General features: G+C 61.3%; 24 protein-coding genes. 12 read left to right on the forward strand and 12 right to left on the reverse strand.

The genetic code is table 11. The features are described 5' to 3' along the window. Positions 1-221 precede the first annotated feature (221 nt). Positions 222-2,630: an alpha-mannosidase gene (locus HRF45_00400; GenBank protein MEP0764990.1), complete on the reverse strand. Its 2,409-nt coding sequence runs from the start codon at positions 2,628-2,630 to the stop codon at positions 222-224. A gap of 189 nt (positions 2,631-2,819) precedes the next feature. On the opposite strand from HRF45_00400, the gene gpmA reads away from it, so the two are divergent. The 9 genes from gpmA (at position 2,820) to HRF45_00445 (ending at position 11,133) form a co-directional block, all read left to right on the forward strand. Further along, positions 2,820-3,569, forward strand: coding sequence for a 2,3-diphosphoglycerate-dependent phosphoglycerate mutase (gene gpmA / locus HRF45_00405; GenBank protein ID MEP0764991.1), 750 nt, complete (start codon positions 2,820-2,822; stop codon positions 3,567-3,569). 230 nt (positions 3,570-3,799) lie between these two features. Then, a complete protein-coding gene (locus HRF45_00410) occupies positions 3,800-4,600 on the forward strand; it encodes a hypothetical protein (GenBank protein MEP0764992.1) in 801 nt (266 codons plus the stop codon). Between the two features lie 17 nt (positions 4,601-4,617). Next, complete coding sequence (locus HRF45_00415) at positions 4,618-5,721, forward strand: DUF2791 family P-loop domain-containing protein (GenBank protein MEP0764993.1); 1,104 nt, start codon at positions 4,618-4,620, stop codon at positions 5,719-5,721. Further along, positions 5,718-6,224: a DUF2791 family P-loop domain-containing protein gene (locus tag HRF45_00420; protein MEP0764994.1), complete on the forward strand. Its 507-nt coding sequence runs from the start codon at positions 5,718-5,720 to the stop codon at positions 6,222-6,224. The genes HRF45_00415 and HRF45_00420 overlap by 4 nt, the downstream gene beginning before the upstream one ends. A 1-nt stretch (position 6,225) precedes the next feature. After that, positions 6,226-6,954: a DUF2791 family P-loop domain-containing protein gene (locus HRF45_00425; protein ID MEP0764995.1), complete on the forward strand. Its 729-nt coding sequence runs from the start codon at positions 6,226-6,228 to the stop codon at positions 6,952-6,954. Positions 6,955-7,092: 138 nt separating this feature from the next. Further along, a complete protein-coding gene (locus HRF45_00430; GenBank protein ID MEP0764996.1) occupies positions 7,093-7,479 on the forward strand; it encodes a hypothetical protein in 387 nt (128 codons plus the stop codon). A 257-nt stretch (positions 7,480-7,736) separates the two neighbouring features. Next, positions 7,737-9,653, forward strand: coding sequence for a restriction endonuclease (locus tag HRF45_00435; GenBank protein ID MEP0764997.1), 1,917 nt, complete (start codon positions 7,737-7,739; stop codon positions 9,651-9,653). A gap of 52 nt (positions 9,654-9,705) precedes the next feature. Next, positions 9,706-10,257 (forward strand): secretin and TonB N-terminal domain-containing protein, encoded by a 552-nt coding sequence (locus HRF45_00440; GenBank protein MEP0764998.1) that lies wholly within the window; start codon positions 9,706-9,708, stop codon positions 10,255-10,257. Between the two features lie 267 nt (positions 10,258-10,524). Continuing rightward, positions 10,525-11,133: a hypothetical protein gene (locus tag HRF45_00445; protein ID MEP0764999.1), complete on the forward strand. Its 609-nt coding sequence runs from the start codon at positions 10,525-10,527 to the stop codon at positions 11,131-11,133. A gap of 766 nt (positions 11,134-11,899) precedes the next feature. Here HRF45_00445 and HRF45_00450 read toward each other — a convergent pair. Then, the gene (locus HRF45_00450; protein ID MEP0765000.1) at positions 11,900-12,373 is read right to left on the reverse strand and encodes a DinB family protein; all 474 of its coding nucleotides are present in this window, start codon (positions 12,371-12,373) and stop codon (positions 11,900-11,902) included. A 17-nt stretch (positions 12,374-12,390) separates the two neighbouring features. Then, positions 12,391-14,079: an acyl--CoA ligase gene (locus tag HRF45_00455; protein MEP0765001.1), complete on the reverse strand. Its 1,689-nt coding sequence runs from the start codon at positions 14,077-14,079 to the stop codon at positions 12,391-12,393. 99 nt (positions 14,080-14,178) lie between these two features. On the opposite strand from HRF45_00455, the gene HRF45_00460 reads away from it, so the two are divergent. Beyond that, on the forward strand, positions 14,179-14,901 hold the full coding sequence (locus tag HRF45_00460; GenBank protein ID MEP0765002.1) for a hypothetical protein: 723 nt from the start codon (positions 14,179-14,181) through the stop codon (positions 14,899-14,901). Here HRF45_00460 and atpH read toward each other — a convergent pair. The 7 genes from atpH to HRF45_00495 all read right to left on the reverse strand — a co-directional run bounded on the left by atpH (position 14,898) and on the right by HRF45_00495 (position 21,391). Then, entirely contained in the window at positions 14,898-15,446 is a 549-nt protein-coding gene (gene atpH, locus HRF45_00465) for an ATP synthase F1 subunit delta (GenBank protein ID MEP0765003.1), read from the reverse strand. The two genes, HRF45_00460 and atpH, sit on opposite strands and share 4 nt — an antisense overlap. 3 nt (positions 15,447-15,449) lie before the next feature. Continuing rightward, the gene (atpF, locus tag HRF45_00470) at positions 15,450-15,986 is read right to left on the reverse strand and encodes a F0F1 ATP synthase subunit B (protein MEP0765004.1); all 537 of its coding nucleotides are present in this window, start codon (positions 15,984-15,986) and stop codon (positions 15,450-15,452) included. A gap of 31 nt (positions 15,987-16,017) precedes the next feature. Beyond that, positions 16,018-16,323 (reverse strand): ATP synthase F0 subunit C, encoded by a 306-nt coding sequence (gene atpE / locus HRF45_00475; protein MEP0765005.1) that lies wholly within the window; start codon positions 16,321-16,323, stop codon positions 16,018-16,020. A 33-nt stretch (positions 16,324-16,356) separates the two neighbouring features. Further along, a complete protein-coding gene (gene atpB / locus HRF45_00480) occupies positions 16,357-17,085 on the reverse strand; it encodes a F0F1 ATP synthase subunit A (GenBank protein MEP0765006.1) in 729 nt (242 codons plus the stop codon). A 13-nt stretch (positions 17,086-17,098) separates the two neighbouring features. Further along, on the reverse strand, positions 17,099-17,479 hold the full coding sequence (locus tag HRF45_00485) for a hypothetical protein (protein MEP0765007.1): 381 nt from the start codon (positions 17,477-17,479) through the stop codon (positions 17,099-17,101). A 185-nt stretch (positions 17,480-17,664) separates the two neighbouring features. Further along, on the reverse strand, positions 17,665-18,252 hold the full coding sequence (locus HRF45_00490) for a hypothetical protein (GenBank protein MEP0765008.1): 588 nt from the start codon (positions 18,250-18,252) through the stop codon (positions 17,665-17,667). A 79-nt stretch (positions 18,253-18,331) separates the two neighbouring features. Then, positions 18,332-21,391, reverse strand: a complete 3,060-nt coding sequence (locus HRF45_00495; GenBank protein MEP0765009.1) for a PD40 domain-containing protein — start codon at positions 21,389-21,391, stop codon at positions 18,332-18,334. 105 nt (positions 21,392-21,496) lie between these two features. Between HRF45_00495 and HRF45_00500 the strand changes: the two genes are divergently transcribed. Then, positions 21,497-22,879 (forward strand): neutral/alkaline non-lysosomal ceramidase N-terminal domain-containing protein, encoded by a 1,383-nt coding sequence (locus HRF45_00500; protein ID MEP0765010.1) that lies wholly within the window; start codon positions 21,497-21,499, stop codon positions 22,877-22,879. A 2-nt stretch (positions 22,880-22,881) separates the two neighbouring features. Here the strand turns inward: HRF45_00500 and HRF45_00505 are convergent, their stop codons facing one another. Together HRF45_00505 and HRF45_00510 are read right to left on the reverse strand one after the other, a co-directional pair. Then, on the reverse strand, positions 22,882-24,363 hold the full coding sequence (locus HRF45_00505) for a hypothetical protein (GenBank protein ID MEP0765011.1): 1,482 nt from the start codon (positions 24,361-24,363) through the stop codon (positions 22,882-22,884). Between the two features lie 220 nt (positions 24,364-24,583). Continuing rightward, positions 24,584-25,702: a glycoside hydrolase family 27 protein gene (locus HRF45_00510; protein MEP0765012.1), complete on the reverse strand. Its 1,119-nt coding sequence runs from the start codon at positions 25,700-25,702 to the stop codon at positions 24,584-24,586. Between the two features lie 108 nt (positions 25,703-25,810). Between HRF45_00510 and HRF45_00515 the strand changes: the two genes are divergently transcribed. Further along, on the forward strand, positions 25,811-26,173 hold the full coding sequence (locus tag HRF45_00515) for a DUF393 domain-containing protein (GenBank protein MEP0765013.1): 363 nt from the start codon (positions 25,811-25,813) through the stop codon (positions 26,171-26,173). Positions 26,174-26,223: the final 50 nt, after the last annotated feature.

The following is a 26,223-nucleotide window of genomic DNA, read 5'->3' on the forward strand; positions in this document are numbered from 1 at the left end:
ACCACGGGTAGTTTCACCGTCCCGGCGATTGCCTGCTGTCGGGCGGGGCTAGGTACCAACAAGAACCATACTGGATTCCCGCCTCCGCGGGAATGACATATCACACACAGTTCACTCAGTAGTTGTCATTCCCGCGGAGGCGGGAATCCAGAAACCTGAATCCGAGCCTGACACAGTACCAGACCCGACTGGCGTAGTGACGTGTCCGCTGGTTGCCCGAGCTACGTTACTCGCTCGAGCAGGTCCACTTCTTCGACGGTCCTGCACTGCACATCCACCCGCCACGTGCGGATCTCGTGGGGGCCGAATGCCACACACCACTCGACACCCGCCGACGGAAGTGCGACTCGTGCGCCGGTGGCAATGCCGGCAGTCTCGTAGCCTCTCACTACCAGCCCCTGACCGTCCTCGGCTCTCTTCAGCACCGAAAGTAGTATATTGCTAGGTTCCGCGTAGAGCCCCGCCCACACGGCCGGAAGCGTGCCGGCGTGCGTATACTCGTTCACACAGAAGGGTGGGCAGTTCAGCTCCCATGCCAGACGCGGCAGATCCGCTTCCTGCCATGTGCCTGCGTGGGGTACCAGTCGGAAAACGAACTCATGGCTGCCGGTATCCTGATAGCGGTGCCGCTGCGAGGCATCGGGTTCGGTAGGGTGGTGGTGCGCGAAGATAGGACTGCGCAGGAGAGTCGCACGCATAGCAGCGCCTTCCGCATCGAACCCGTACACCCCGTCGTTCAGCAGGCCGAGTCCGTATGGCATGCTAGAACCATCGAGGGAAGTCGCCGCGCCACTCAAGTCCACCCACTGGCCGCCAGGCTGCTCCGTGCCATCGCAGGGTCTCGATGCGTGACCGTACGGCACCTCATAGGTAGCAGTAGGCTCGCCCAGGGCGAGTGGAAGGACTAACTTGAGCGCCTTTCGCGGCTCGCGCCAATCCACCGACAGGCGACATTCTATAACGTCGAGATCTGCATACACATACCATCGCTGTGTGGCAATTGACCGTCCGTAGGCACTTTCGACACGCAGGCAGGCCCGCACCGGTCCTCGCTCCTCTACCGCCACCTCCGCGCCATCGAACCGCCCGATGGTGGACCCGAGCGAGTCGTAGCCATGTCCCCACGTGTCGCCCCGATCGTCCAGCACGCACAAGCCGACAGGACCGCTGAGTGCAGCGACCCCATGCTCCTTGTCGAGCAGGTTTACCAACCCACCCTTGCGCGGGTCGAACTCCAACACCCATCGCTCGCTCTCTACGCAATAGGGTGTTACCGTTAGCTCGATGTCTGGCTCGCCCCGCGCCAGTTTGCGGTACACGCGATAGCCCAGTGGGGGGAGATCGGCCACGAAGCAACTTCGCTTCCTGCGTGTTACCGTTTCGCTCTGCACTTCCTGAATCGGTACTGGATTGCCGTTCTCATCCGCGAGTGCTGGGTCGAGCCCTTCCACCTCGACAGGTGTGCGGACCGGCCACGGTAGGCTATTGAATACTATCAGCGCCTCGCCCTCGCCACGAGTGTCAACCAGTCCTGCGATCGTGTGCCCGGCGAGCACCATCTCCTTGTATGCCTGGCCGGCCGCGGCTCCGAAGATGTCGCGCGAGTCCTGATAAGCCGAAGGAAGACTGGTGCCTGCCAGCACGTCGTGGAACTGGTTGGTCAGCAGGTGTTGCCATGCTACTGTTAGGTCTTGTGGCTCCCTACCCACAACGAGGTAGGCCGCACAGGAGAGGCGCTCCGCAGCCATCAGCAGGTGCTCCACCCTTCGGTTCTGACGCTTCGTTTCGGAGTGAGCCGAGTAGCACCCGCGTGCGTGGTACTGCAGTTCTCCCTGCACGACCGTAGGTTCGATGTGGCTGTCACGTATGGACTGCTCCAAGCCCGATAGTGTTCCGAACTCCACCGGTTTCCCCTCCGCTCGCATTCGCTGGAGAAACTCGATGTGCCGCTTGGTAGGCCCTCCGCCGTGATCGCCCACGCCGTAGCATAGGGCGTAGTCGCCATCCCATGAGTGCGCATGGTGCAGGGTGTTCTCGTAGTATTCGAACCAGTCGGTCTCATCCGACTGGTCCAATGCCGCCATCCACGGCGAGTTGTAGTCGTACAGTCTTATCGCTAACACTTCGGACCCGTCCGGGCCGCGCCACGTGAACACCGGTGGTAGGTCCATCTCGTTAGGTCTGGGGCGCATGAACACATAGGTGGTATAGCCCGACTTTGCCAGTATCTGAGGTAGCGTAGCAGGATGGCCGAAAGTATCCGGGTTGAAGCCGACTCGCACATCCACCCCGAACTTCTCGGCGAAGTACGTCTTCCCGCACAGAGCCTGCCTTACGAGCGACTCGCCGCAGGGGATGTTAGCATCCGGCTCCACCCACCACCCGCCCGCAATCTCCCATCGCCCCTCTCGCACCCGCTCGCGGATCTCGGTGAACATCTGCGGGTCCGCCTCTGCGATCAGGCAGTAGAACCAAGCCGAGCTCGCGGAGAAACGAAAATCGGGATACTCCTTCATACGCTCCAACGCCGAGCGCCACGTGGCGCGAATGGTTTCGAGGCCCTCCGGCCAGCGCCAAAGCCACACGGGGTCTATGTGCGCGTGGCCAATTGCATGCAGTTTCTTCGCCATCGGCATCCTCCTTGGCCTCCCTCTGCCCGCCTCGGGGAGAGGGTCGGGGTGAGGGGCAAGCTGCGAGTGCGGGAGCGCGCTCACGCTTTGGCTTCCCGTGGTACCAGGGGCCCCTCTCGGCCTCGCCCATTCACCCTTCGCGGTATCATTCGTTCGGACCTTCACAGTCCCTAACCAGGAGGCGCGACGATGTACAAGGTGGTTCTGCTTCGGCACGGGGAGAGCATCTGGAACAAAGAGAACCTGTTCACCGGCTGGACGGACGTGGACCTTTCGGAAAAGGGCTACGAAGAGGCGCACGAGGCCGGACGCACGCTGAAGCGAGAGGGGTACGTGTTCGACATCGCCTACACCTCCGTGCTGAAGCGGGCCATCCGCACGCTTTGGATCGTGCTGGACGAGATGGATCTGATGTGGATTCCCGTCATCAACTCGTGGCGTCTGAACGAGAGGCACTACGGCGCGCTGCAGGGGCTGAACAAGTCGCAGACCGCCGAAAAGTATGGCGAAGAGCAGGTAAAGATCTGGCGTCGCAGCTATGACGTACCACCTCCCGCGCTGGACCCATCGGACGAGCGCTTCCCCGGTCACGATCCGCGCTATGCGGACCTAACAGACGAGCAGCTACCACGCGCCGAATGCCTGAAGGATACGGTAGCGCGATTCCTACCACTTTGGCATGAGACCATCGCGCCGACGGTGAAGTCGGGCAAGCGTGTGATCATCGCCGCACATGGTAACAGCCTGCGTGCACTGGTGAAGTACCTGGACGAGGTGTCGGACGAGGATATCGTAGGGCTGAATATCCCGACGGGCATCCCGCTGGTGTACGAGCTGGACGCCTCGCTCCGTCCCACCGACCGCTACTACCTCGGCGATCCCGAGGCCGTCGCCGCCGCCCAAGCCGCCGTCGCCGCCCAGGGCAAGGCAAGGGGGTAGGCTTGTGGCGCGGTCGGCCCCGGCTAGTGCGTCCCCTGCGCCACTGCGATCACAACAGGCCCCAAGAGGAAAGGCTGCGCATCCGGGCCGTGCGGACTTGCGCCCAGTCCGCCGAACACGGTAGCACGTGTGAGGTGGACTGGCGAGGTTGTCCCTCCAGGAATGAAGGAATCGGGAAGTCAGCCTAGAATGGTCTGGCGTAATCTGGGAAACGGAGGCATTGTACTGGAGTGGAAGCAGGCGACCTATTCGAGTCCCACACCGTGGCCGAAGGTGAGCTACGCCTCGAGCCCGTTCTCACCGAGCTAGAAGAGGGTCTCAAGGATGCAACGATGCAAGCTAAGAAGGTCGAGGCCGCGCTCAGGCGATGGCGGAAGGCCTGCTCGGTTGGGCACGTGGCGGACCTGAAAAAGCACGGCGATGCCGCTTGCGACGCGCTGAAGCGGCTCGGCGAGACGTTGGAACGGCTGGCCGAATGGCGGTTCGACGACCAGCGGTATCTCCAGGAGGGGCACTGGCAGCGCGAGATCGCCGACCTTCTCAAAGAGAAGCACGCTATCCGAGCTCGCATAGAGGGGCGTGAACTGGTCTGCTCTCCGACCGCGCTCAGAGCCCGGCCTGCAGATAGAGTTCTCACTCAGGGGAAGAAGGCGGTGAAAGGAATCAGGCCATCTTGCGTCGCAGAAATGCTGGCATCAGCACGCCATCGTCTGCAGGAAGCCAAGACAGCGGAATTGCTTGAGTGCCTGTATCTTGCGTGGAAGGCAAGGCGACACCCGGAATCTACCCTCATCAGCCTGAAGGACGCTTACGAGACGTTCTGCTTGGCTCCCGGTTGGAAGAAGGAGAACTCTGAGTCGGCTTTTGCGGAGAGTGTCCTAGCACTGCATCAGTCCACCGAGCGGATCACTCGGGATGGGCGCCGACTGCAGTTTGAGTTTCAACAGGGTACCGCAAAGCCTCGCGACCTCATCATAGTCCGTGATGCGGAAGGACGTGAGTTGCGGTTCCTGGGTGTGCACTTTGTTTAGGTCGGAGGCAACATCACGTGGACATAGCAGATAGCATGCGCGTTCCCATTAGTGAATGGGAAAACGTGCTTTATGGAGATTACCTTTCGGACTACATACCCAGTGGCGGCTCTGCGGTGCGGTTCATCAGCGGGACCGAGGACTTGGTGGATGAGGTAGCAGAATCACTGACCAAGCGAGCAGCGTCGCAAGGCTATCATGTCGCCAAACTAGACCCAGCACGACCTGGTCCAGATGGCAAGAGTCCAGGTTATCACCAGATAGACAAACTCTATTTCGGCATTTCTCGGACGTTCAACTGGAGTGCTCTCGCTGAAAGTCATCTCTTGAGCAAGATGAAGGAATTGGGTTGGGCTATGCCGCCTGGCTGGAAGCCGGGAGGCGACCTTAGCGAATTCCTTAGGCTGAACCAGCTTGATTGGGACCCGTTCGTCCACGAGATGAAGCGCGCAGTGCAGGTAGACGTCGTCCGAGACAGAGCTATGACCTTGGAGTTTCGATCCGCCGTGTCAGCACTGGCATTTCACCTGATAGTCCCGGACTCGCATCTTCCTTCAACGGAAGAGGTGGTTATGCGTTGGCTACGTGGTGAGAAGGCGCAGCCTGGCGACGCACAGGTTCTGAAGAGATACCAAATCTATGGCCGTATCAATCGCTCGAACGCTCGGCACATGCTGGTGTCGCTATGTCATTGGGTTGTCAAAGCCGGATACCTGGGTACTGTGGTAGTGTTTGACTTTCGGCCCTATGAATACTTCAAGCTGGGGCGATCTGCGTTGGATCGGCAGCTTCTCGAGCGTCTAAGAGTGGCCATCCAGCAGGGCGTGCCTACGGAACAGCTCCAGCAGTTGCTCTGTGACGAGAGCCACAGGGAGCCTGAGATTGCCTATAGCAATCAAGCATACATACACATGGTCCACCTACTCCGCGCATTTCTTGACGAGATAGAAGTGTTCGAGAAGTTCGTGCTATTGGTACTTACTACGGATGAGTACTATGATTCAGAGAGGCCTAGAAACTATCGCAACTACGATGCGCTCCACACGCGGATTGCGAACGAGGTTCGAGGAGAGCGAGCGAACCCAGAAGGCATCTTGTGTCATCTGAAGGAGGATGTATGACCGCTGAAAGGTTGCTTGCACGCAGGGCAATTGAGGCTCTCCGTGCTGGTGTCGCGACCCCAAGCGTTGTTGCGACATTGGGTACCTCCCAGTTTGAGATTGAGCGAAGGGCACTGTCAGACCTAGATGACTGCGCCGAAGGTAAGGGCGTGACTCCGTTGGTAATCGTGGGTGGCTTTGGCTTGGGTAAGACACACATGCTCAACTATATTGCTGCAAGAGCCTCAGGGAAGAGCTTTGTGACAAGTATCGTCGCTACAAGCCCCGAGACCCCTCTAGGCAATCTGCATGTCGTTCTCAAGGCTCTATCGGAAAGCTCTAGGGCTCCAGGTTACACCGGTAAGGCGCTACGGGAGCTGATGGCTAAGTACGGTTCAAAGTCGCCCGGTTTTGCGCAGGTTCGAGCGTGGGCTAGCGGGCGCGAGGACATCCATGACCGATTCGTAGCCATGCTTCACCTATACGAGGTGATCACCGACGGGGAGTTCCAGAGTAAAGAGTAAGATCCTTGCCGACTTCGAAGGCAGCCCTATTGTTAAGACCGAGATTAAAGCCCGTCTAAAGGAAGTCGGTCAACTTCAAGGCTACGATTTGAGTCACCCAAAGAATAGGTTTCTGGCGCCGGAACGCATCCTCTTGCTAGCACAGCTCTACCGAGCTTGTGAGTGCAAAGGGTGGGTGGTGATGTTTGACGAGGTTGAGCGGTTAGCCTACTTTCCGAGAAAGCAGCGGATCGAGGCCTATCGTGCTATAGGTTGGTGGCGACGTCAGGCTGAGCAGGGTTCTGGCATCTACCCGGTCTTTGCATTCACGCCCGGAGCAATTGATGAGATGTGGCGCAAGTACCAGGACGACCGTTATCTGGACGAGACACTGGCATCGTCGCTGTTTGAAGAGCATGAAGACCTTGCCCGCCACGGGCTGGACCTGCTAGCCAACTGCCGAATTCCTCTGAAGGAACCTGATGACGAACAGCTCCAGAGAATCTATTACGCTATCCGCGAGCTTTATGGCAGAGCTTACGACTGGGCTCCGCCAGACACACCATCTGCACAGGAAGCCCGGGCATTTGTATCCGTCCGCTCACAGATCCGACGCTGGATAACAGAGTTCGACCTCAATCGCGTCTACGGAAGAGCTGGAGAGATCGTAGATGAAGGCCTAATAATGGACACAACTGAGCTATCGGAGGACCAGATCGCGAGTGACGACGATGATTCGGCTGCGGAGTAAAAGCCTGTGCCTATACCGTACCATCGCGTTCCGCCTTCAACCTCAGGCCCGCTAGCAGCATACCTGCTCAGTACTGCGGGGAAAACTCCCAAGGAGTTGTTGGGAGGTCTGTTAGTGATCGATGGCCGGGGGCAGCCGGTGGAATTTGTACATAACTGCATCGAGGTGCCAAGTGGTCTCCTTTGGCCTGCTCCGGGGGTCGAAGCGGCTGGTTTCGCAGCACTAGCTCATTCACTATTCGAGGCGTGTCGGGCCCAACCCGACCTGTTAGTGATAGAGCATGGATTGGGAACTCCACATTACATCCGGGAAAAGGTTGCGCCCCTTATCCCAACTTGTATCGTCTCTCAGAGCCAAGAAGATAATCCGAGCACCTATGCCTGGGTCAACGAGGCGCCTGCTATCGGGACTTCGGCTCATCTACTCATAGAAGAGTTGGCCGAACGAGGCTTCCTGCACGAGCCGTTCGACCGAATCCGCCGCGCACTTGCCGAGACCTACGGGACGAACGAGCCTGGAACGTGATACGATCAGAGCGTCAGGATTTCTGCGTACGGCCACGTTGGAGAGTGCTTGGACTTGTCAGAGACTGGCGGCCGAGCCCCTCGGAGCCGATACGAGTCAGCTGCGTAGCGGCTGGCACGCCCGTGCCCAACCGATTGGATCTGGCACTGCCACCGTGCGGACCAGCAGCGCGCATAGGTGTGGACCTGCTGTCTGCTCGTCCTGCTGCCAGCCACAGGATCGGATGGTTCGATCTGGCGAGCGGGGAGCGCATACTGTTGAGACGCCCCGGTCAGGGTGACCTGGTGGAGACGCTGAGCGATACCCGAGATGACTCTGCGTTTGAGTTCGAGCGCAGATTAGCGGCCATCCTGCAACCACCTCTGCAGGCACTTCTTGCACCATCCGGCGTGCTAGATTGGCCTGCGCCCCTGTTGCCGTTCCAACAAGATGGAGTGAAAGCTCTGTTGGAGAGACGTGAGCTACTACTGGCAGATGACATGGGTCTTGGCAAGACCATCCAGGCGATCGCCGCCTTGAGAATCCTTTTTTACAGGAAGGAGGTTGACCGTGCACTCATTGTTGCGCCGGCAGGACTTGTGGGGCAGTGGCTACGCGAGTTCGACTTCTGGGCACCAGACCTTAGGGTTGTTCCGGTGCGGGGTGACCCGTCAGCCCGCGGCACACTATGGCGTTTGCCCGCTCACGTCAAGATCGTCGGATATGAGACTTTGCGCGAGGATGTCATTGGTTTAGAGCACAGCCCGGTGCTTCGCGAGGAGTGGGATGTCGTGGTTCTAGACGAGACGTCTAAGATCAAGAATAGGGAAACCGGAGTGTCCATTGCATGCAAGCGCATCCCTGGCAAGCGACGGTGGGCTCTCACTGGCACCCCACTGGAAAACCGGGTGGACGACCTACACTCCATTCTTGACTTCCTCCTGGCCGACGGTGGGCGGCGCCTCGCGCGGTCTCCGGAGTTGGGAGATCTGCGCGAGACATTGGCAAGAGTGCAGTTGCGGCGAAGAAAGGCAGACGTATTGCAGGACCTTCCGCCCAAGATCGTGGTTGAAGTGCCAGTTTCACTACTACCAATGCAGAGGCAGACCTACGATCGCGCAGAGCAAGAAGGCGTTATTCAGCTTCGAGGCAATGCTGCTGTCACCGTGACGCACGTACTGGAGCTGATCATGCGTCTGAAGCAGATCTGCAACTGCGATCCGTCCTCTGGTGAGTCCGCGAAGTTGGACGACATAGCCCAGCGGCTTGAGACACTGTGCAGTGAAGGCCATCGTGCCCTGCTCTTCTCCCAGTTCACCGATGAGCGCTACGGCGTCGGTCTGCTCGCACACCGCCTTGCCAAGTTTCAGCCTCTCACTTATACAGGCGCCATGTCTAGCGCCGAAAAGAGCAGAGCAATCGAAGCGTTCCTTGGTGGCGATCGTCATAAGCTGCTGATTCTCTCGTTGCGCGCGGGCGGTTTTGGCCTCAATCTTCAGAGTGCCTCGTACGTCTTTCACTTTGACCGGTGGTGGAATCCAGCCGTTGAGGACCAAGCAGAAGGCCGCGCGCACCGGATGGGCCAGACCTACCCAGTCACCGCGATCAAGTACGTCTGTACTGGCACAATCGAAGAGCGCATAGAGGCGAAGCTGCGGGAGAAGCGCCAGCTATTCAAGGATCTAGTTGACGATACGTCCATGGAGCTGTCAGCTGTTCTGAGTGAGACCGAGCTGTTTGGTCTGTTTGGGCTTGAGGCTCCCGCACGCACGACAAGTGCACGGCGGTACCAAACCAGTGAGCAGTTTGAGGAGTGGCTCGCCGAGCGCCTTCGCGACCAGGGCTTCGACGTGACACTGACACCTCGCTCTCGGGATGGTGGAATCGATATTGTGGCCGAGCGGTGTGATGCCATCGGTGTAGAAACAAGGCTGATGATACAGTGTAAGAACCTATCCCAGCCTGTAGGTGTTGCCGCGGCGCGAGAGCTACGCGGCGTCGTTCCCGAGAGGCAAGCGGGCACAACGCCAGTGATCGCGTGTCCCGCAGGCTTTACCGCAGACGCCAGAGCCTTCGCAAAGGATAACGGGATTGTCTTGTGGGGGAAAGCCGAACTGGACGCTCTAGCGGGAAATGACCAAGGCGGGCGATCCCTGCCTCATACTGAACGAACTGACGGGAAGGTGGAAACCTAGAATGGCTTGGTACGTCGGACTCCCCGGTGGTGGGTAGGTGCAGGCGGTTTCGATGGGTATCGCGTTGCTGCTCGCAGTCGCAGTTTGGGGACAGACGCCCGGCTCTGTGACGGTGGAGGGGGAGGGGGTGCCGGTGCGGCAGGTGCTGGACAGCCTCTTCCAGCAGGCGGGACTGCAGTACGTGTTGGACCCCGCCGTGCAGGGCGACGTCACGGTGAAGGTGAAGGACGTGCCCTTCGAAACGGCCCTGCGCCTGGTGCTCCGGCAGCTCAGGCTCACGTACAGCGTGGAGGGCGGCGTGTACGTCATCGGCCCCGCGCCCGCCGAGCCCCCGCCCATAATCCAAGCTCCCGAAGAGCCCAACCTCGCGCCCGGCGAGCGACTGGTGAAGATCAAGGTGCACAACGTGCCCGCCTCGGTGGTGTTGATGATGCTGATGGGCTATCGCCGCGACACGTGGTTGGGGCCGATGAACCGCCCGCCCGACGGCTACATCTTCGGCGGGGGGCGCTGGATGATGTATGGCGCGCAGGGCTTTCTGGGTTGGATGGGCTACGGCGCGTTCCTGCCCGTGTGGACGGGCGGCGGCTGGCCTGGAAGGTAGGGCGCGCTACGGTTCTACGACTTCTTTCCCCGCACCTGCGACTCGGGATGCACGCTTTCGGGTCTACTTGTGAAGCCGAGGGGCGTACCGACACCGTGCTACCGAGTCATGCCCGGCGCGGTTCTCAGGCTCTCGGCGTGCGTTTGGCGGATGGAGTGGAGCCCAGGACCTGGAAGCCTCCGCCCTGTCGGATTCGCGAAACGGGCGGTTGACGCAAGAACGTATCCTAGACTGAGCGGCCTAGAGGTCGCGTGGAAGGTAAGAACCATGATACTCCCAGTCGTTTGTTGCTTCTGGCTGCTGACACAGCAGCAGGCCGTGTCGCCGCTAGCCATGACCGTGACGACGGACAAGCAGACGTACATCTCTGGTGAGACGGTACGGGTTGTCATTTCACTCGAGAACCGGACTGACAAACCGATCGTAATCGCCAGAGTTATCTGGGATGGAGCGATCGCAGCCGGTTGTCGCCCAGTGCTGACGCGTGGCGGACAGCGCATCGAGACCGAGAAGGGCTCCACCTGCCCCGCCGTGCAAGTATGTGTCTCACCGTCCGTGACCGAGGACCGCTTCCTCACCCTGGCACCGGGCAAGAAGGTAGCCGTGTACCGTGAGTGGTTTTCGGAGGAGCGCGACTTCCATGGGCACAGTCCGAATCTGAAGGCGAGCTTCCGATACATGACCACCGCGCCTCTGTCGCCTGGCGAGTATGTTATCGAGGCGAAGTACCACTTCGGCAGGGACAAGGGAGCATGGATGATGGAGGGTTCGAACTGGGAGTTCCAGTCCGAACGGGCGAAGAAGCTGTTCTACTCTGCTTGGACAGGGGAGTTGGCTGCGTCAACAGGCTTTCGGGTGCTGCCAAAGCCCGAGTAGATAGCTGCGGCCCGTCGGCGAGACACATCGAAGGGTGTCCGTACTAGCGAGGTGGGACAGCCGCAGTCTTAGTCTGCTTAGTGTTCGCCCGCCCGCCTGCGAGATTACGCCAGTGGTACCCGTCATGCCGAGCCTGTCGGAGCATGGTGCTACACGTGAGATTACGCCAGTGGTACCCGTCATGCCGAGCCTGTCGAAGCATGGTGCTACACGCGAGATTACGCCAGTGGTGCCCGTCATGCTGAGCCTGTCGAAGCATGGTGCCACATGCCGCATGGCATGGCCTTCCGATGTTACGTTCACGACGACCGCTTGCATGCTTCGACAGGCTCAGCATGACGGTTCTAGTACCGTGATAAGCTCGGCATGACGGTTCTGGTACCGTGATAGGGTCGGCATGACGGTTCTGGTACCGTGATAGGGTCGGCATGACGGTTCTAGTACCGTGATAGGGTCGGCATGACGGTTCTGGTACCGTGATAGGGTCGGCATGACGGTTCTGGTACCGTGATCGGGTCGGCATGACGGTTTTGGTACCGCGACAGGGTCGGCATGACGGTTCTGGTACCGTGATAGGGTCGGCATGACGGTTCTGGTACCGTGATCGGGTCGGCATGACGGTTCTGGTACCGTGATCGGGTCGGCATGACGGTTTTGGTACCGCGACAGGCTCAGTAATTGTGTGCGGGAGCTGCGTTACGTGTCAGTCCCGAGTCCCCGTGGCCGCACCGAGGAAGCACAATCATGCCGCTCCCGGCCAACCCTACTACTTCTTCTTCGTCCACTCCCACAAGCCGTAAAGTGCGGTGTCGTCGGGTTCCATGTCGTGGATGCGCAGCGTCAACTCTATCTGCGCGCGGTGGTGGGCGTCGTGAGCGACAGCGTAGGCGAAGAACATGAGCGGCGGGGACCTGCGAGCCTTGTTCTCCTCAGCCAATTCGCGAAGGTACTCTGCCATCTGTTCTGACGAGCGAACGAGGCCGTCGCGAATCTCTTCCCGTGACGCCGTCTTGAAATCCAACTTGGGAATCGTGTCCGACCGCCGTGAGCTACGCCTCTCGAGCCAAGCACGGCGGCACCCGATGATGTGGACGAAGTGCGAGCGTACGGTCTTGCCCTTTCTCGGCTTCAAGTCCAACGTCTCGTCCGGGCAAAGGTCCAGCAGCTCCAGGCAGATAGCGTTGTTCACTCGCCACGAATCGAGCATGTCCTCGACTGGGAGGCTAGCATCGGTACTCATCGTATACCCCCGAGAAGTCACTCCCGGAACTGCGTTCCTCGCCACTGGGCGAACAGCGGCTTAAGCTTGTTTCGCTGATATTTCCCTGTCGATGTGACCGGGAACTCCTCTCCGAACACTACTACTTTCGGCCTCTTGTTGAATGGCAGAGCTGCGGCGCATGCTCGCAAGATGTCGTCCTCGGTCAGTGTAGCACCCTCTTCCAAAACCACGTACGCACCGATCTCCTCGCCGTACATGTCATTCTCGAATCCCACCGCCATGCCCGCCTTTACCCCTTCGATCGAGTTGATCACCTCGTCGATCTCGAGCGGGCTGTAGTTGACGCCGCCACGTATGATTAGCTCTTTCAGACGGCCGGTGATGAAGTAGTAGTCCAGGCCGTCTTCTCCGCGCACCCAGAAACCTTCGTCACCGCTGCGAAACCACTGATGCTTGAAGGTATCACGGTTCGCATCCGGGCGCTTGAAGTACCCCTTCATCACGCAGTGTCCACGGATAACGATCTCGCCCCGTTCCTTCTCTGGTAGAGGGCGCCCATCCGGATCGTGTATCGCCATCTCGTTGCAGGAGATCGGGCAACCTATACTCGGGAAACCGTAGTCACGCATCCAGTGGTTGTGAACATCCTTCGGTTGACCCAGTGGTAAGAAGCAGTCGTAGCATGTGGTCTCGCTCAACCCGTACCCGTGTTGGATCACCTTATCGAACTGCTCCTCGAAGCGCTTGCCCAGTTCCACCGTGAGCGGTCCCGCGCCGCATATGAAGTGACGAAACGCGCCAAAGTCGTATGCCGAGATGTCTTCGTTCTTCTCGCACAAGAACGCTAACACCGTCGGCACGACGCTGACTACCCCGACGCGATACTGCGACAAGGTCTTCCAGAAAGAGGTGGCACTGAACCGCCGATGCAGCAGCACCGAGCCGCCATAGTATAACGGCGTGCAAAGCGTGACAATGATGCCGTTGACGTGATGGATCGGCAGCACGCACATCATGCGCTCGCCTTCGCTCATCCGGTGCCACTCTGCTATCGAGTGTGCATCGGCTAAGTGGTTGTACTGCTCCAGTACGACTCCCTTTGGCGGTCCTGTCGTGCCGCTCGTATACACTACCAAGCTCTCGGTCTCAGGGCCGTAGTCGGGTCGCGCAAACGGCACCGGGTGAGGGGCTATCGCCTCGCCCATCTGGACGTAGTCGGCTCGAGGCTCACCCATCATCTGCACGAAGTGTTCTATGGAATTCTCGCCGCTTCTTAGGGCGGCGTACCGGTCGATGTAGTCCGGCATTACGAAGATGGCACGTGCCTCCGCGTTCGCTTGGATGTACTGGATGCGCTCGTCGTCCTCCGAGGCGTTGATGGGCACCACGCACACGCCAGCCAGCCACGCAGCGAAGTACACCTGCACCGTCAGCGGGTGATTGTACGAAAGCAGTGCGATGCGGTCGCCGACACCGAGACCCAGATCGTATCGCAAGAAGCCCGCGGTGTGACATACGTCTCGATAGAACTCGCCGTAGGTGTAGCTGCCCGCCTCGCCATCTTGGTAGTACGTAAGCCAGGGCTTGTCGGTCAGGCGAGTGGCCTGCATCTCGATCAGCTCGCCCAAGGTCTCCACCTTGGTCATGCGCTGCTCGAAGGGACGGTGGCTCATGTCTCGAGCGGCCCGGATGTTCTCGCGCGTCGTTGCGTCAAGGTCTTCCATCTTCGACTTTCCTCCAAGATACTGTTCGACAGAGAACAGGTGTGACCTGCCGGCAGTGCCCGGCTCAACCTCTTGGCCACCTCGTCCGTATTGTCCGACATGAAGGCTACGACGGGCACAGTCATTGCCGTGTTGGCGGTTCTCGCCGCGTTCCAGGTGGCGCTCGTGACCGTCGTGTTGTGGGGAGACGCGGTTTCGCGTGCCACGATGCTGATGGTCTCTGGGCTCTACCTTCTGTGGATACTGGGGTTCGGGCTGGTCAGCCGACTCGGCCGAGATCGCGTTCGGGCCGTCATCTCTCGTATGCGCATGTCCCGCGGCCTAAAGTTCACCCTATTTGCCACGCTGCTGGCTTTGCTCGAAGAGGCCGTCACTACCGGTATGACCAACCTCGCGCCGCTCTTCGGCGTATCCGTCGGAGCGGCATTCATCACGGCATCCACCAACTACCTCGACGTGGTTCTCGGCCACAGCGTGGTCGTGTTCGTGCCGATGTTCGCTGCTTGGGCTTGGATGTTGGGGCGGCGGGCGTTCACTCCGAACATGGTCCTGATAACTTTCGGTCTCACGGGGATGCTAGCAGAAGCGATGTCCTTTGGCATCCAGAATCTGGCCTCGGCCCCCTTTTGGATCTTGGTGTACGGGCTGATGGTGTATCTGCCCGCGTACTGCCTCGGCCCTGGAGAGCGAGCGGAGCCGCCGAGGGCTCGAGACTACGCGCTTGCCCTCTTCCTTCCCATCTTGGCAGCGATCCCGGTGGCTGCAGTCGTCGGTTCACTGCATCCCGGCCCACACCATTTCGGACCGGGCAACGGGCCCTAGGCCTGTATCAAGACGTCGCGATAAAGGCGCTCTCGCAGGCCGTCCAGGTTGCCCCGGATGGAGCCGTCCATCAGCGTATCCCGCAAGACGACTTTCACACCGCCGATGATCTCTGGGTCAACGGAGAATGTGGCCTGAATCCTCATTCCCGTTTTGCGCTCGAGGTAACCGATGACCCGCCGTTGCTCATCCTCGGACAGCTCGGTGGCGGTGATCACCTCGGCGTCTGCCACCCCCTCGAACTCCTTGCGAAGCAGTTCGAACTCCTCTTGGATCTCCGGAAGGGCATCCTCACGGCGCTTGTGGATGAGCAGCGAGAGGAGGTCGCGGGTCAGGTCCGAGACCCGACCCGACAGTTTCTCCATGCTCGCCCCTTTGCTTACGACGTCTCCTACAGGGGAGAGGAGAAGGTTGCGAAATGCCTCATCCGTGGCAAACAGGTTTGCCAACACCCCGAGGTCATCTGCCACAGCCGCCAACATGCCCTTGTCTCGAGCGGCGTGGAAGAGTGCCCGAGCGTATCGCTTCGCAACCCGCCGGCTCATCGGCTATGCGGCCCCCGATTCCTCGACGAACGCGCTTACGAGCTTGCGATGGCGCTCGTCGGACATGGTCTCGCGCGTCACCTTCTCGGCGGCGCGCAGGGCGAGGTCCACGACGTGTGCGCGCAGCTCCAGCATCATCTTCTGCCTCTCTTGGGCCATCTCCGCGTGGGTGCGTTCTTCGATCTCCTTGGCCGTGGCGCGCGCTTCGGCGATGATGCGATCTTTCAGAGCCTGCGCTTCCGAAACGGCGGCGTGGATGCGCTCGCGGGACTCGGCCTCGGCTGCCGCCAACTTTTGTTCGTAGTCGTCCCGTAGTCGTTGCATCTCGCTCTTCAGGTTTTCCGCATCCGAATAGGTATCTTCCAGATAGCGCGTTCGGTCGTCCAGCGCTTGGCGCAACGGTCGGAAGAAGATGCGGCTGACCAAGAAGAGCATAATCAGCACGGCAATCAACTGTGAGATGATCGTGCGCAGATCAATGCCCAAATCGCCGAGCAGGTTGCCGTGGCTCAGCTCGCCGAGCCTATCCCACCACTCCATCAGTACCTCTCCTTGTGTCGCTATGCGGCGCTTAGCCGGCTAGCGGGAAGCTGGGTGCATCCGCAGCGAGGGGCGCGGAGTAGTGTGCGGTAGCCTTTTCAGCGTCGATGACGTCCTTCGGCGCGGGCAGCTTGCCCAGCAGAAGGAACGCGATGAGCAACGTGAACAGGATCAAGGACTCGACGAACGCGAGGGCGATGATCATCGAAGTCTGAATCTTGCCCTGCAGTTCTGGCTGTCGCGACATACCGTTCAATGCTCCGTTACCGATGTGGCCCTGGCCGAGTGCGCCGCCCAGGACGGCGAGTCCCAACGCTAGGCCGACGGCGAGTGCGATTCCGTATAGTGCTAGCACCTTTCGGTGACCTCCTTAGTGCGCCGCCGCCGTCGCGGCGTGCGCGTGTTCTTCCTCATGTTCGTGCGGGCTCATAAGCGCGAGATAAATCGTTGTCAGCATGGCGAATACCAATGCCTGAATGAGCGAAGTGAAGATGGCCAGCAGCAAGATGGGCGCCTGAAGAGGCAACGGGAAGCCGCCGACGGATACCAGGTTGCCGAAGACGTGGCTCACCTCGTGTTCGCCGTGCACGTTGCCGTAGAGTCGCAGAGAGAGCGAGATGATCTTCGCGAACTCGCTGACTACTTCTACGAAGAGCATCAGCGGTCCGATCAGCGCCATCGGCCCCCAGAAGTGCTTGATGTAGCCGAGGATGCCGTTGTTGCGAATGCCCTCGTACTGCACGTACACGAAGACCGTGATGGACAGGCCGAGGTTGATCGCGAGGCTGGCCGTCGGCGTCGGAAGCCCGAGAAGCCCCCACAGGTTCGAGCACAAGATGAAGATGAACATCGTGCCCACGAACGGAACGTACTTGCGCCCCCGAGGGCCGATGACGTTCACACACATGTTCTCGATGAAAACGTAGATGTGCTCGGCCAACCGGAACAAGAGACCCCGCGGTACCCTTTCGGTCCGGCCTCTCTGGATGGCCGTGCCGAAGACCGCAAGGAAGAGCCCAATGATGATCAGGCCCCACAACGGGAGCGCCCAATAGGCAGGTCCCGTCCCCGCTCCGGCAGCTACGAACGCTATCTGCAATGCCCTTCCTCACCTACTCGCGCGAACGCAGGGACCGTAGGGCCCCTGCGGCCATCGCCAAGTATACCGAAACCGCGCCGAGTACGAAACAGGCCGCCGGAACGAGCCCGAGCGAAGCCGCGCCGAACGCAGCGAGACCGAACACGGGGAACTTGACGGCGCCGAGACCGAGCAGGCGGGCGTGCCCATCCACAAGGCGCGAGTCCGTCCGTATCCACCGGGGAAGCAAGCTTGCGCTGAGCAACAGGGAACCCGCCGCAACGCCCCAGCCCAGGCTCAGGCCCAAGGCCTCACGCCACCCCAGCAGCAACAAGACCCCTAGGAGGGCCGGAACCACGAGCCACAGGGCATCCAGCCCGGCTCTCCCTACCCAGTACCCGGAAGGTTCTCGCACGAAGCAACGATACCGCGTCGCGGCGGTCAGGCATCGCTATAGAGCCTTCGGAACCCACCAGCACGGCTCTCGGGTTCGAGGCCCGGAACACCCGGTGCGCCTTGCCATCGAGGGTTTTGTGCGGCACGTAGGTAGACGACGATGCACCCGACGCTACGCTGTGGTGGAGTATCGTCCTGTTGCAGCTAGACCAGGCTGAGGGTCAGGGAGCGGAGGCGGCCCACCGTGAGGCGGTCCAAGTCGCCGAAGCGGACGAGCATCTTGTGGTTGAGCTGACCCACCGCCTTGACGGCGTCCACGCGGCCGGGCAGTATCAGATGCTCCGCGCGGCTGAGCGGGATCTCGGCAAGCACCTGCGTCTTCGGCTCGAGCGACTCGGCACCGAACTGCAGCAGCCCGTCCGGTGATAGCTTCACGCACCGGCCATCGGAGACGATGGGAGTCATCGTCATCGTCGAGAGCTTACAGGGGAGGTCGCACTGACGCCAGGCCTGGTCGTCCAGCCGCTCTAACCGCACCTGTGCGGGGGCAGCGAGTAGCAGGAGCGCGCCCCGTCGTCCCAACAGGTCCGTGTGCACTACTGCCACCGTCTCGCCCGAGCTGACCTCTAGTGTGAGGTCGGGTGGCGGGTTGGTGTGGTCCAGGGCGTACCACTCACCCCACCGGCACTCGAAGATGAACACCTCGGTGTGATCCAGAATCGCACCGAACATCTCCTGTTCCCCGGAGTTCCACGAGAGGCGTGCCAGCTTGCCCTTGTAGTTTGTGATCATAGCGGTTGGACCGAGTGGTATTTTCCCGGCGGTTCATTCCGCAATGAAGACGAGGGCGAGCCTCGCACGTTGTACTAGATTAGCTCCCAGACTTCCGTTTGCGCAGCTCCTCCATACACTCCTTCACGGCGCGCTCGAGCTGTATGTCCTTACGGTTCAGGATGTCTCTCACCCCGATAGGTACCAGGACGTCTGGTTGTACCGCGGTGTTCTCCATCGTCGTTCCGTCCAGCCTGCGCACCCACACGAAGGGCACGCGAATCGTCGTCCGCCCGTCGAACAGCGTACGATCGCTGGTGCCGATCACCCCCGCGGCAGTCGGGGTGCCCACGATCTTGCCGAGTCCGAAGTCACGGAACCCCGAGGCGAAAATCTCCGAGTTGCTCGCGCTGCCTTCGTCAATCAGCAGCACGGTGGGCTTCCGCCATACACGCGAGGGTGAGACCTCCAAACGCTCCTCACCGCGGTTCTGCCGGTAGGCGTATGCTCGCCGCTCCAACGCTTCTAACAGGAAAGTCGCAATATGCCCGCCGCCGTTGCCCCTAACATCCAGGATCAGTCCTTCGTAGGGTGCGGCATCACGCCACAGCTCCCGCTCGAACCGCTCCAGGGATGGGATGTTCATGCTCTGGATGTGCATGTAGTACAGCTTGCCGCCGGACTGTTCTAGCACCGTCTGGCGACAGGTGTCCACCATGTTCTCGTAGCGTGCGTTCGAGAGGGCCGAGCTACTGATCGGCCGAATGCGCACGTCTCGCGTTTCGCTGCCACTGGAGACCTTGAGCCGCACTACTTTGCCGACGGTGTCGTCTAGCAGCTCGTGCAAGGACTCGTTATGCCGCACCGGCTTACCGTCCACTTCCAGGATCGTGTCACCCGGTGACAGGAGGCTTTCCGGCTTGGCGGCAGGTGTTCGCTTCACCACTTCCACTACTCGTGCGCCGGGTCCCGTGTACGCTTCGTCGAGCAACACACCGAGGTTGCCAGTGGCACGTGGCGAGTCCTCGGGGATGCTGAAACCGAGGTGGCTCGCCCCCAGTTCACCCAGCATCAGCGTGAAGAAGTAGGTCATGTCCTGCGAGTGATAGGTTCGTTCCATGAAGGGCTCGTACACCGCTCTCACGGCATCCCAATCCACTCCGTGCATGCCCGGGTCGTAGAAGTAGTGCTTCAGGATCCAATAGCCCTGATGAAACAGCGCCTTCGATTCCTCCTGCCTATTTATCGTAATCTCTGCAGTGAAGCTAACGCGGCCCGTCGAACCGTCCAGCGAGACCGTCTGGATACTGCCACCGCTGCCGATGTAGTACACCTTCTTGCCCGACTTGTCGGGGATTAGACTACCACTCACGCTGGTAGCGGTGGCCAGAGGCTTCAGGTTCTCTCCACCCACTCCCACCGAGTAAAAGCGGCGCGTGCCGTCCGGCGCTGCTACGAACACGACGGTCTTTCCGTCGGGCATTACCGCGAACTCGTGTTGCTGACCGGCATAGGAGGCTATCTGACGAGCACGTGTGTGGATGTCTTCCCAGTCCACCGCGATCGGCTTGTCTTTCTCCTTGTCCTTCTCGAGTTCCTCGGAGGGTTCGTCTTCTAGCTTGTCCGGCTGGCGCTCGAGGGATAACACGTGGATGGCAGGGTCCAGTCCGCGTCGCCAATTGTCACGATACACGTAGGCGATTTGGCGTCCGTCCCCTATCCAGCGGACGTAGCTGTTGTAACCGGGCCTGCGCGTGATGTTGATGGGCTGAGCGGAAAGATCGGTGGGCATTAGCTCTACGTCCCACGACTCCCGAATCTCACTACGCGAGACGAGTAGCCACTTACCGTCTGGCGACACGGCCCAGCTATCCAGCGATGGGCCGGCACGAACCTTCTCGGCGGGTCCGCCCTCGGTAGACACTCTCCAGAGCGCCACGCCGTTCGGCCCCTCGACGAAGTACACCTGCTTGCCGTCTGGCGAGAAGCCTACGTCCTCCTTTGGCCCGCCACCTGTGCTCAGCTCTCGTAGGTTGCTGCCGTCGGTGTCCATGATGCATACCTGTGGGGTGCCGTTGCGCTCGCTGAGGAATGCTATCTGCTTGCCGTCCGGGCTGTATGCGGGGTCGGAGTCCACCTCGGGGCCACGGGTCAGTCGCTTCGCCACACCGCCATCCGCCGACACGGTGTAGATGTCTCCATACAGCGCGAAGGCCAACCGCTTGCCGTCGGGTGACACTGCCAGGTCGGACGCACCCGATGTGAGGGTTCGGCGCTCGGTCAGGTTGAATGGATCGTCGGTCGAGGCTTGGAGAGCGATCCGCTTCGGCTTCCCACCGGGTGGGAGGTGGTACAGGTCCGGACCGTACTCGAAGACGATGTCCCCCGACTTACGCGCGATAGAGGGGAAGCGTACCATGCCCTCGGCAAACGTCGTCAGCTGTCTCGGGTTGCTTCCGTCAGAGGACATGCGCCAGAGGTTGAACGTTCCGGACCGCTCGCTCACGAAGACGACGTTCCGACCGTCCGGCGTCCACATCGGCCAGTGGTCCTGCCCCTCCCAGTCGGTCAATCGTACGTACTCGCGGGCGTTGGGCGAGTAGGTGTAGATATCGAACTGCCCTCCGCCCTTATAGCGTTTGCGATACCATGCTGCAGCGCCGCGCGTGATGGCAACACGCCTGCCGTCCGGCGACGCGCTTGCGGCATAGCAGTACTGATAGTCCTCGTCCGTCAAGCGAGTGGTGGCGCCGGTCTCGACGTCCACGGCATACACGGCGGTGCGCCGGGCCTCGCGGTTAGATAGGAAGAGCACCTTCTTGCCATCCGGGGTCCAGTCGGTCACCATGTCCGATGCCGAGTGGTAGGTTAGGCGTTTCGGCCTCCCCCCCGCCGCATCCATCACATACACATCGTAACCGCCTTCTCGGTTGCTGGAGAAGGCAATTTGCTTTCCATCGGGAGAGAACTGGGGGCGCATCTCGTGACGCACGTGCACGGTGACGCGCGTGGCACGTCCGCCCGAAGTCGGCGCTGTCCAGATGTCGCCGAGGTAGGAGAAGGCGACGGTCTTCCCGTCGGGCGAAAGAGCGGGCGTTCTTGCTCCGATCACCGCGTCGGGGCTGAGCGACAATGCGAAAAGGACTACCGCGAACACCATAGTGCCGTCCTTTTCCGCTTCCCCGCTCCCCGCTCCTGCCTCAGAGCCCGATCACCGTCGGCAACTCGGGTTCCTCGTACGGGGATTGGTGGGCCAAAATAGGCCATGCCCCGAGCTGTCGTCATCGTCTTGCTATGGCTCACCGCTGCAATCGTCAGCGCCGACCTGGCGGCCGGAGTCGCCCGGGTCGGTCTCACACCGGATCCGAGTGCGGAGAAGGTTCCGTTGGGCGGCTACACGGCCCGAGGCAACAAGAAGGCCATCGGCGTGCGCGACGAGGTCGGCGCGACCGCTTTGGTGCTCTCCTCGGGCGGGCAGCGCTTCGCCATCGTGTCGTGCGACCTGCTCACCGTCCCCGCATCCCTGTCAGAAGCGGTTGCGGCGCGTCTCCCCAGCTGGTCGGAGCAGGACCTCGTCCTATGCGCCACTCACACCCACTGCGCGCCGGACAGCCAGCGCCTCAACCGCCGAATGAGGTTTCCGGTGCCCGGCATCGCCACCTTCGACGCGAAGGCACTGGACTGGACCGCCGAGCGCATCGCTGCAGCCATCCGACAGGCGGAGACTTGCCTCGAGCCCGTGACGCTCTGGACCGGCTCTGCCGCAGCGGACCTCAGCCGGGGCAGGCGACCAGCAGAGACCGCACTGCCGAACTGCCGCGGGCCAATCGTCGGTCGCATGCCGCAGAAACTCCGCCGTCAAGCTGCGCCACATCCCGAGCCGGACGTTTTGCACGTCGCCGAGTTCCGGCGAGGGGACGGAACTCCCCTGGTCCTTCTGGTCAACTATGCGGCTCACCCCACGATCTTCGGCGACAAGATGCTGCAGATATCCGCCGAGTGGCCGGGAGAGTTGGCCCGTTGCTGGGAAAGGCGCAACCCCGGAACGCCCCTCCTGTTCCTGAACGGCGCACTGGGCGACCGTTCTCCGGTCGCCGATAGAGGCACGGATGACGACGAACGGGTGGCTCTCTACGCCCGCTCCCTGCTGAGAGTGATCGCAGGTGCCATGGGCAACCTGTCGCCCGTGAGTCGCGGCCCGATGGAAGCGGATGGGCACGGGCGACAGGTTGCCCATGGCACCTCTCCTGGGCCCTCTCCGGAGCACATGCTCGTCCGCTACACCGTGGCCTCACTGCCCGCTGCGCAGCCGCATCCCGAGCTTGTTCGGGAGATGGCCGCCCAGGGCATCCCCAAAGGGTTACTCGGCCAGGTAGTGCAGGGCTTTGCTCCACCCGCGGCGCCCATGCGCTTGTTGCAAGTCGGCGGCTGGCGCGTTCTGTTCGTGCCCGGCGAGCCCACCACCAAGGCGGGCGCGGAGCTTCGGCGGGCAGCACGGGCCGACTTCGTCGCCTCCTTCGCCAGCGAGTGGGTGGGATACGTGCTGACGCCCGAGGAGTACGCCCAAGGTGGGTACGAGGCCACCGTCTCCTTCCACGGCCCGCACCTGCTGGACGTGCTCCTCGCCGCTGCGCGTTGTCTTCGCTAGCCTCAGCTCTGGTCCGTCAGAATCGTCACCTCGTAGGTGTAGGTTACGGCGCGCTTCTCGCCAGGCTTCAGGTCCACCCACCACTCCAGCGTGTTCGTGGGCTCGGAGCCGTCACGAACGAGCGAGGTAGTCTTCACCGTGCCGCCGTCCCCTACGCTCAGCATCTTGCCCTTGACGGTGCGTAGGATCTTCACCTTGGCCGCTTCGGAGCGGAAGTTCTCCAGTTCCAGGGAACCCTTCATCTGCACGGTGACGCGCCGCCGTCCGTTCACCACGAACGGCTCTCCGCGCGAGGCCTCTACCTCCCTTACGGCAGTGCGTATGCCCACCCCGCTCGCCAGCCGAACCTCGGAAGTCGCGCCGTTCGGCGTGTAGCGAATCAGGCCCTGACCGAGCGGCTTCTGCTCACCGAGCACGAAAGCGGGTCCCGTGGTGAGGGGCAATCCGGTCTCGTTCTTGACTTGCAGGATGTAGGTGAGAGTATCGGTGTCCGCCTGCCACTCGAAGCGCGGCTCGACGCTGACGGTGTGCTCGAAGATGGTGATGGAGGCCACGTCGCTCGAGCCCATGCTGATGCCCTCTGCGGTGTAGTAGAACAGCTCTCCGGACTCCTCGCCCCCGAGTTGGATGGGGGCGCCTTCGTAGTCCTCGGCCGGCGCAAACCGTCCTCCCCCTCCACCCGGGCTGCGCCTGGCCATCTCATCGCGAACTTGGTTCATCATGCCGGCATCGAGTTCCATCGTTCGGCCGGTGACAGCCGCGAGGGCGCGAAGCAGGGTTTCGATGCGGCCCCGCTCGCTGATCATCGGGGCGCCCACCACGAACTGCACCGTGACGTTCTCCACCTTCTCCGGAATGCCGAGCAGGGTAGCGCGCATCGTGAGTGTCGCCTTGCCACCGTTACCCACCTGCAACAGGTAGCCGGGCTCCCACCTCACGCCGTCTTGCACGTACCCGAACACGAAGCCCGCAGGTTTGGTCGGATTGGGAGTCTTCAGCTTGATACGGAGGGGGTAACCGACCAGCTTGATGGACTGCACGGTGTCGTAGGACACGGCGGTGAACTGCTTGTTCTCCTCCAACAGGAGCATGTTCGGCAGCAGGCCGGAGAGCTTTCCGATGTTCTCCTTGTCATTCGCCGTGACACTCAGTCGGAGACCGATCTTGTCTTCCAGCGCGGGCCGGATGTCTTCCGGCTTCTTGAAGGGGATGGTGTTGTCGCGTGTTGCGACGAGTTGTTCGATCCGGTCCGCTTTGGCCGTGGGGAATACCCAGAACGTGCCGTTCACGGCTGCCGGGGCGAGGCTCGTGGTCGCCCAGCCGTTTTCTAGCAGCGCCTGCCCCTGACGGATGTAGAAGCCGAAGCCCTCCTTGAACACGACGATCCGGTCGAGCTTGGTGTCGAAGGCGAGGTTCTTCGGGTCGTCGGCGAGGACGGCGGCGTGGGCCGCCAGCGTGGTGGCGATAAGGAACCAACTTCTCATCGAATCCTCCTTTGTTAACGCGGGGGGCGGCTGACCCCTGGTATGTGCCTCTACGCTTTGATGTGCCATTCGGTCAGACGGTTACAGGCGCCACGGGGCTGGGCAGCTCGCGCAAAGGGCCTCGACCCAAAGGCGTCATGTTGCCCATGGCACCCATCTGCAGCGGTACATGATCAAGTCGTCCTCACCCCGTCCGCCCTCGGATGGGGCGTCGTGGCTTTTAGGCTGGATGCAAGCGGACCAGTCCACACCCGTGCGGCTCGACGTACTGCGAGTAGCTGCCGCGGAACTCGCCCACGTACTGCTGTGCCCACAGGTCCCGGACAACACACGGACGACGGTCGTGAATCCCCAGGCTCTCCCAGGCAACACCTACCAGCTGTCGTTCCGTATCGTGCCGGTTGAACAGCCCAACCGCCACCGAACCGTCTGCCAGCGGCTTCGCCCACACTTCTCCCACCAGCCAGCTGTTGCCGACCCGATATCCCTGCCGACCGAGAGGGTCCTGGTCCACGGCTATCACCTCTCGGTTCAGCAGGATTTCACGGGCGGCGGGGTTCAGATTACGCACGTCGCAGCCCATCAGCAGCGGTGCAGCCATAAGGCACCACAGCGAAAAGTGGGTTCGGTACTCCGTGTCTGTAGGCACCTGACCGACGGCGGCATTGCCCTTGCCGTACATTCCGACCACCATCATGTCCGGGTCGTTCCAGTGGTCGGGCCCGGCGTACGCCTCCAGCCCGGCTTGGCGGAACCCCATGTCGCAGATGCTCTCCCAGGTGTCTACGATGTCGGGTCCAGTTCGCCACATCTGTGCGCCGGTGCTCGCCGCCCACGTCCAGGGCTCCTCGCGACCCCAGTTGCAGATGCTGAACAGGATTGGCCGCCCGGTCGCACGCAGCGCCTGGCCCATGCGGCGGTACAGCATCGGGCCAGAGACGCCTTCGGGGAGATAGCAGTAATCGTGCTTCAGGAAGTCCACGCCCCAATCGGCGAAGGTTTGCGCGTCCATCTCCTCGTGAGCAAAGCTGCCAGGCACTCGCGCGCAGGTGTGGGTACCGACACAAGAGTAGATGCCGAACTTCAGGCCTTTGGAGTGCACATAGTCTGCCAGCGCCTTGATCCCGTTCGGAAACTTGTGCGGGTCGGGCACCAGCCGGTCGTCTGGGCCGCGTTCCGGCGCCTGCCACAGGTCGTCCAGATTGACGTATCGGTACCCGGCTTCGGCGAATCCATGCTCGATGATCGCCTGCACGGTCTCCTTTACCAGCTCCTCGCTGATGTCTCCGCCGAAGGTGTTCCAACTGTTCCAGCCCATCGGGGGTGTGGGTGCGATCATGGCTGCTCCTTTCTAGCGTCTTGCCGATCCGGTTCCGCAAGCGGCGCACTGCACCTGCTCTAGGTCTGGGCCGCCACTGGGCGGGACTACTGCGCGTAGGATCGAGTCGTGGAGCGAGTAACGCTGATTTACGATGGGGGCTGCCCGAGGTGCACTCGGTGGGCGCAGTGGGCATTGAGGCGTGCGAGGCTGGGAATGCTCGAGACGCTCGCGTGCGAGGATGAAGTGACACGAGCGCGATTTCCGGAAATCGCTGTGGAGCAGTGCCTGCGTGCGATGGTGGTCGCATTGCCCGACGGGACGACCGCTACCGGCATAGACGCCTTGCCCCACGTCGTGGCGCGCTTGCGTGGCTGGTCCTGCCTGGCTCCGTTGCTGCGCCTCAAGACGGTTCGTGTGTTCCTAAGGCCGGTCTACTGGCTACTCGCACAATCCCGGCGCCGGGTCCGATGCGACTGCGTGGGCGCCTAGCGCCCCCGACCATGCCGGCTACAGAAGGACCCGAGGGCGGAGCAGGGTAT

It is taken from the genome of Fimbriimonadia bacterium (genome assembly GCA_039961735.1).
Taxonomy (GTDB): domain Bacteria; phylum Armatimonadota; class Fimbriimonadia; order Fimbriimonadales; family JABRVX01; genus JABRVX01.

Excerpts from the sequence above, each read along its gene's own strand:
- HRF45_00400 (MEP0764990.1), bottom strand. The coding sequence starts at position 2,630 with ATGGCGAAGAAACTGCATGCAATTGGCCACGCGCACATAGACCCCGTG.
- gpmA (MEP0764991.1), top strand. The coding sequence starts at position 2,820 with ATGTACAAGGTGGTTCTGCTTCGGCACGGGGAGAGCATCTGGAACAAA.
- HRF45_00420 (MEP0764994.1), top strand. The coding sequence starts at position 5,718 with ATGACCGCTGAAAGGTTGCTTGCACGCAGGGCAATTGAGGCTCTCCGT.
- HRF45_00440 (MEP0764998.1), top strand. The coding sequence starts at position 9,706 with ATGGGTATCGCGTTGCTGCTCGCAGTCGCAGTTTGGGGACAGACGCCC.
- HRF45_00445 (MEP0764999.1), top strand. The coding sequence starts at position 10,525 with ATGATACTCCCAGTCGTTTGTTGCTTCTGGCTGCTGACACAGCAGCAG.
- HRF45_00450 (MEP0765000.1), bottom strand. The coding sequence starts at position 12,373 with ATGAGTACCGATGCTAGCCTCCCAGTCGAGGACATGCTCGATTCGTGG.
- HRF45_00455 (MEP0765001.1), bottom strand. The coding sequence starts at position 14,079 with ATGGAAGACCTTGACGCAACGACGCGCGAGAACATCCGGGCCGCTCGA.
- HRF45_00460 (MEP0765002.1), top strand. The coding sequence starts at position 14,179 with ATGAAGGCTACGACGGGCACAGTCATTGCCGTGTTGGCGGTTCTCGCC.
- atpH (MEP0765003.1), bottom strand. The coding sequence starts at position 15,446 with ATGAGCCGGCGGGTTGCGAAGCGATACGCTCGGGCACTCTTCCACGCC.
- atpF (MEP0765004.1), bottom strand. The coding sequence starts at position 15,986 with ATGGAGTGGTGGGATAGGCTCGGCGAGCTGAGCCACGGCAACCTGCTC.
- HRF45_00490 (MEP0765008.1), bottom strand. The coding sequence starts at position 18,252 with ATGATCACAAACTACAAGGGCAAGCTGGCACGCCTCTCGTGGAACTCC.
- HRF45_00495 (MEP0765009.1), bottom strand. The coding sequence starts at position 21,391 with ATGGTGTTCGCGGTAGTCCTTTTCGCATTGTCGCTCAGCCCCGACGCG.
- HRF45_00500 (MEP0765010.1), top strand. The coding sequence starts at position 21,497 with ATGCCCCGAGCTGTCGTCATCGTCTTGCTATGGCTCACCGCTGCAATC.
- HRF45_00505 (MEP0765011.1), bottom strand. The coding sequence starts at position 24,363 with ATGAGAAGTTGGTTCCTTATCGCCACCACGCTGGCGGCCCACGCCGCC.
- HRF45_00510 (MEP0765012.1), bottom strand. The coding sequence starts at position 25,702 with ATGATCGCACCCACACCCCCGATGGGCTGGAACAGTTGGAACACCTTC.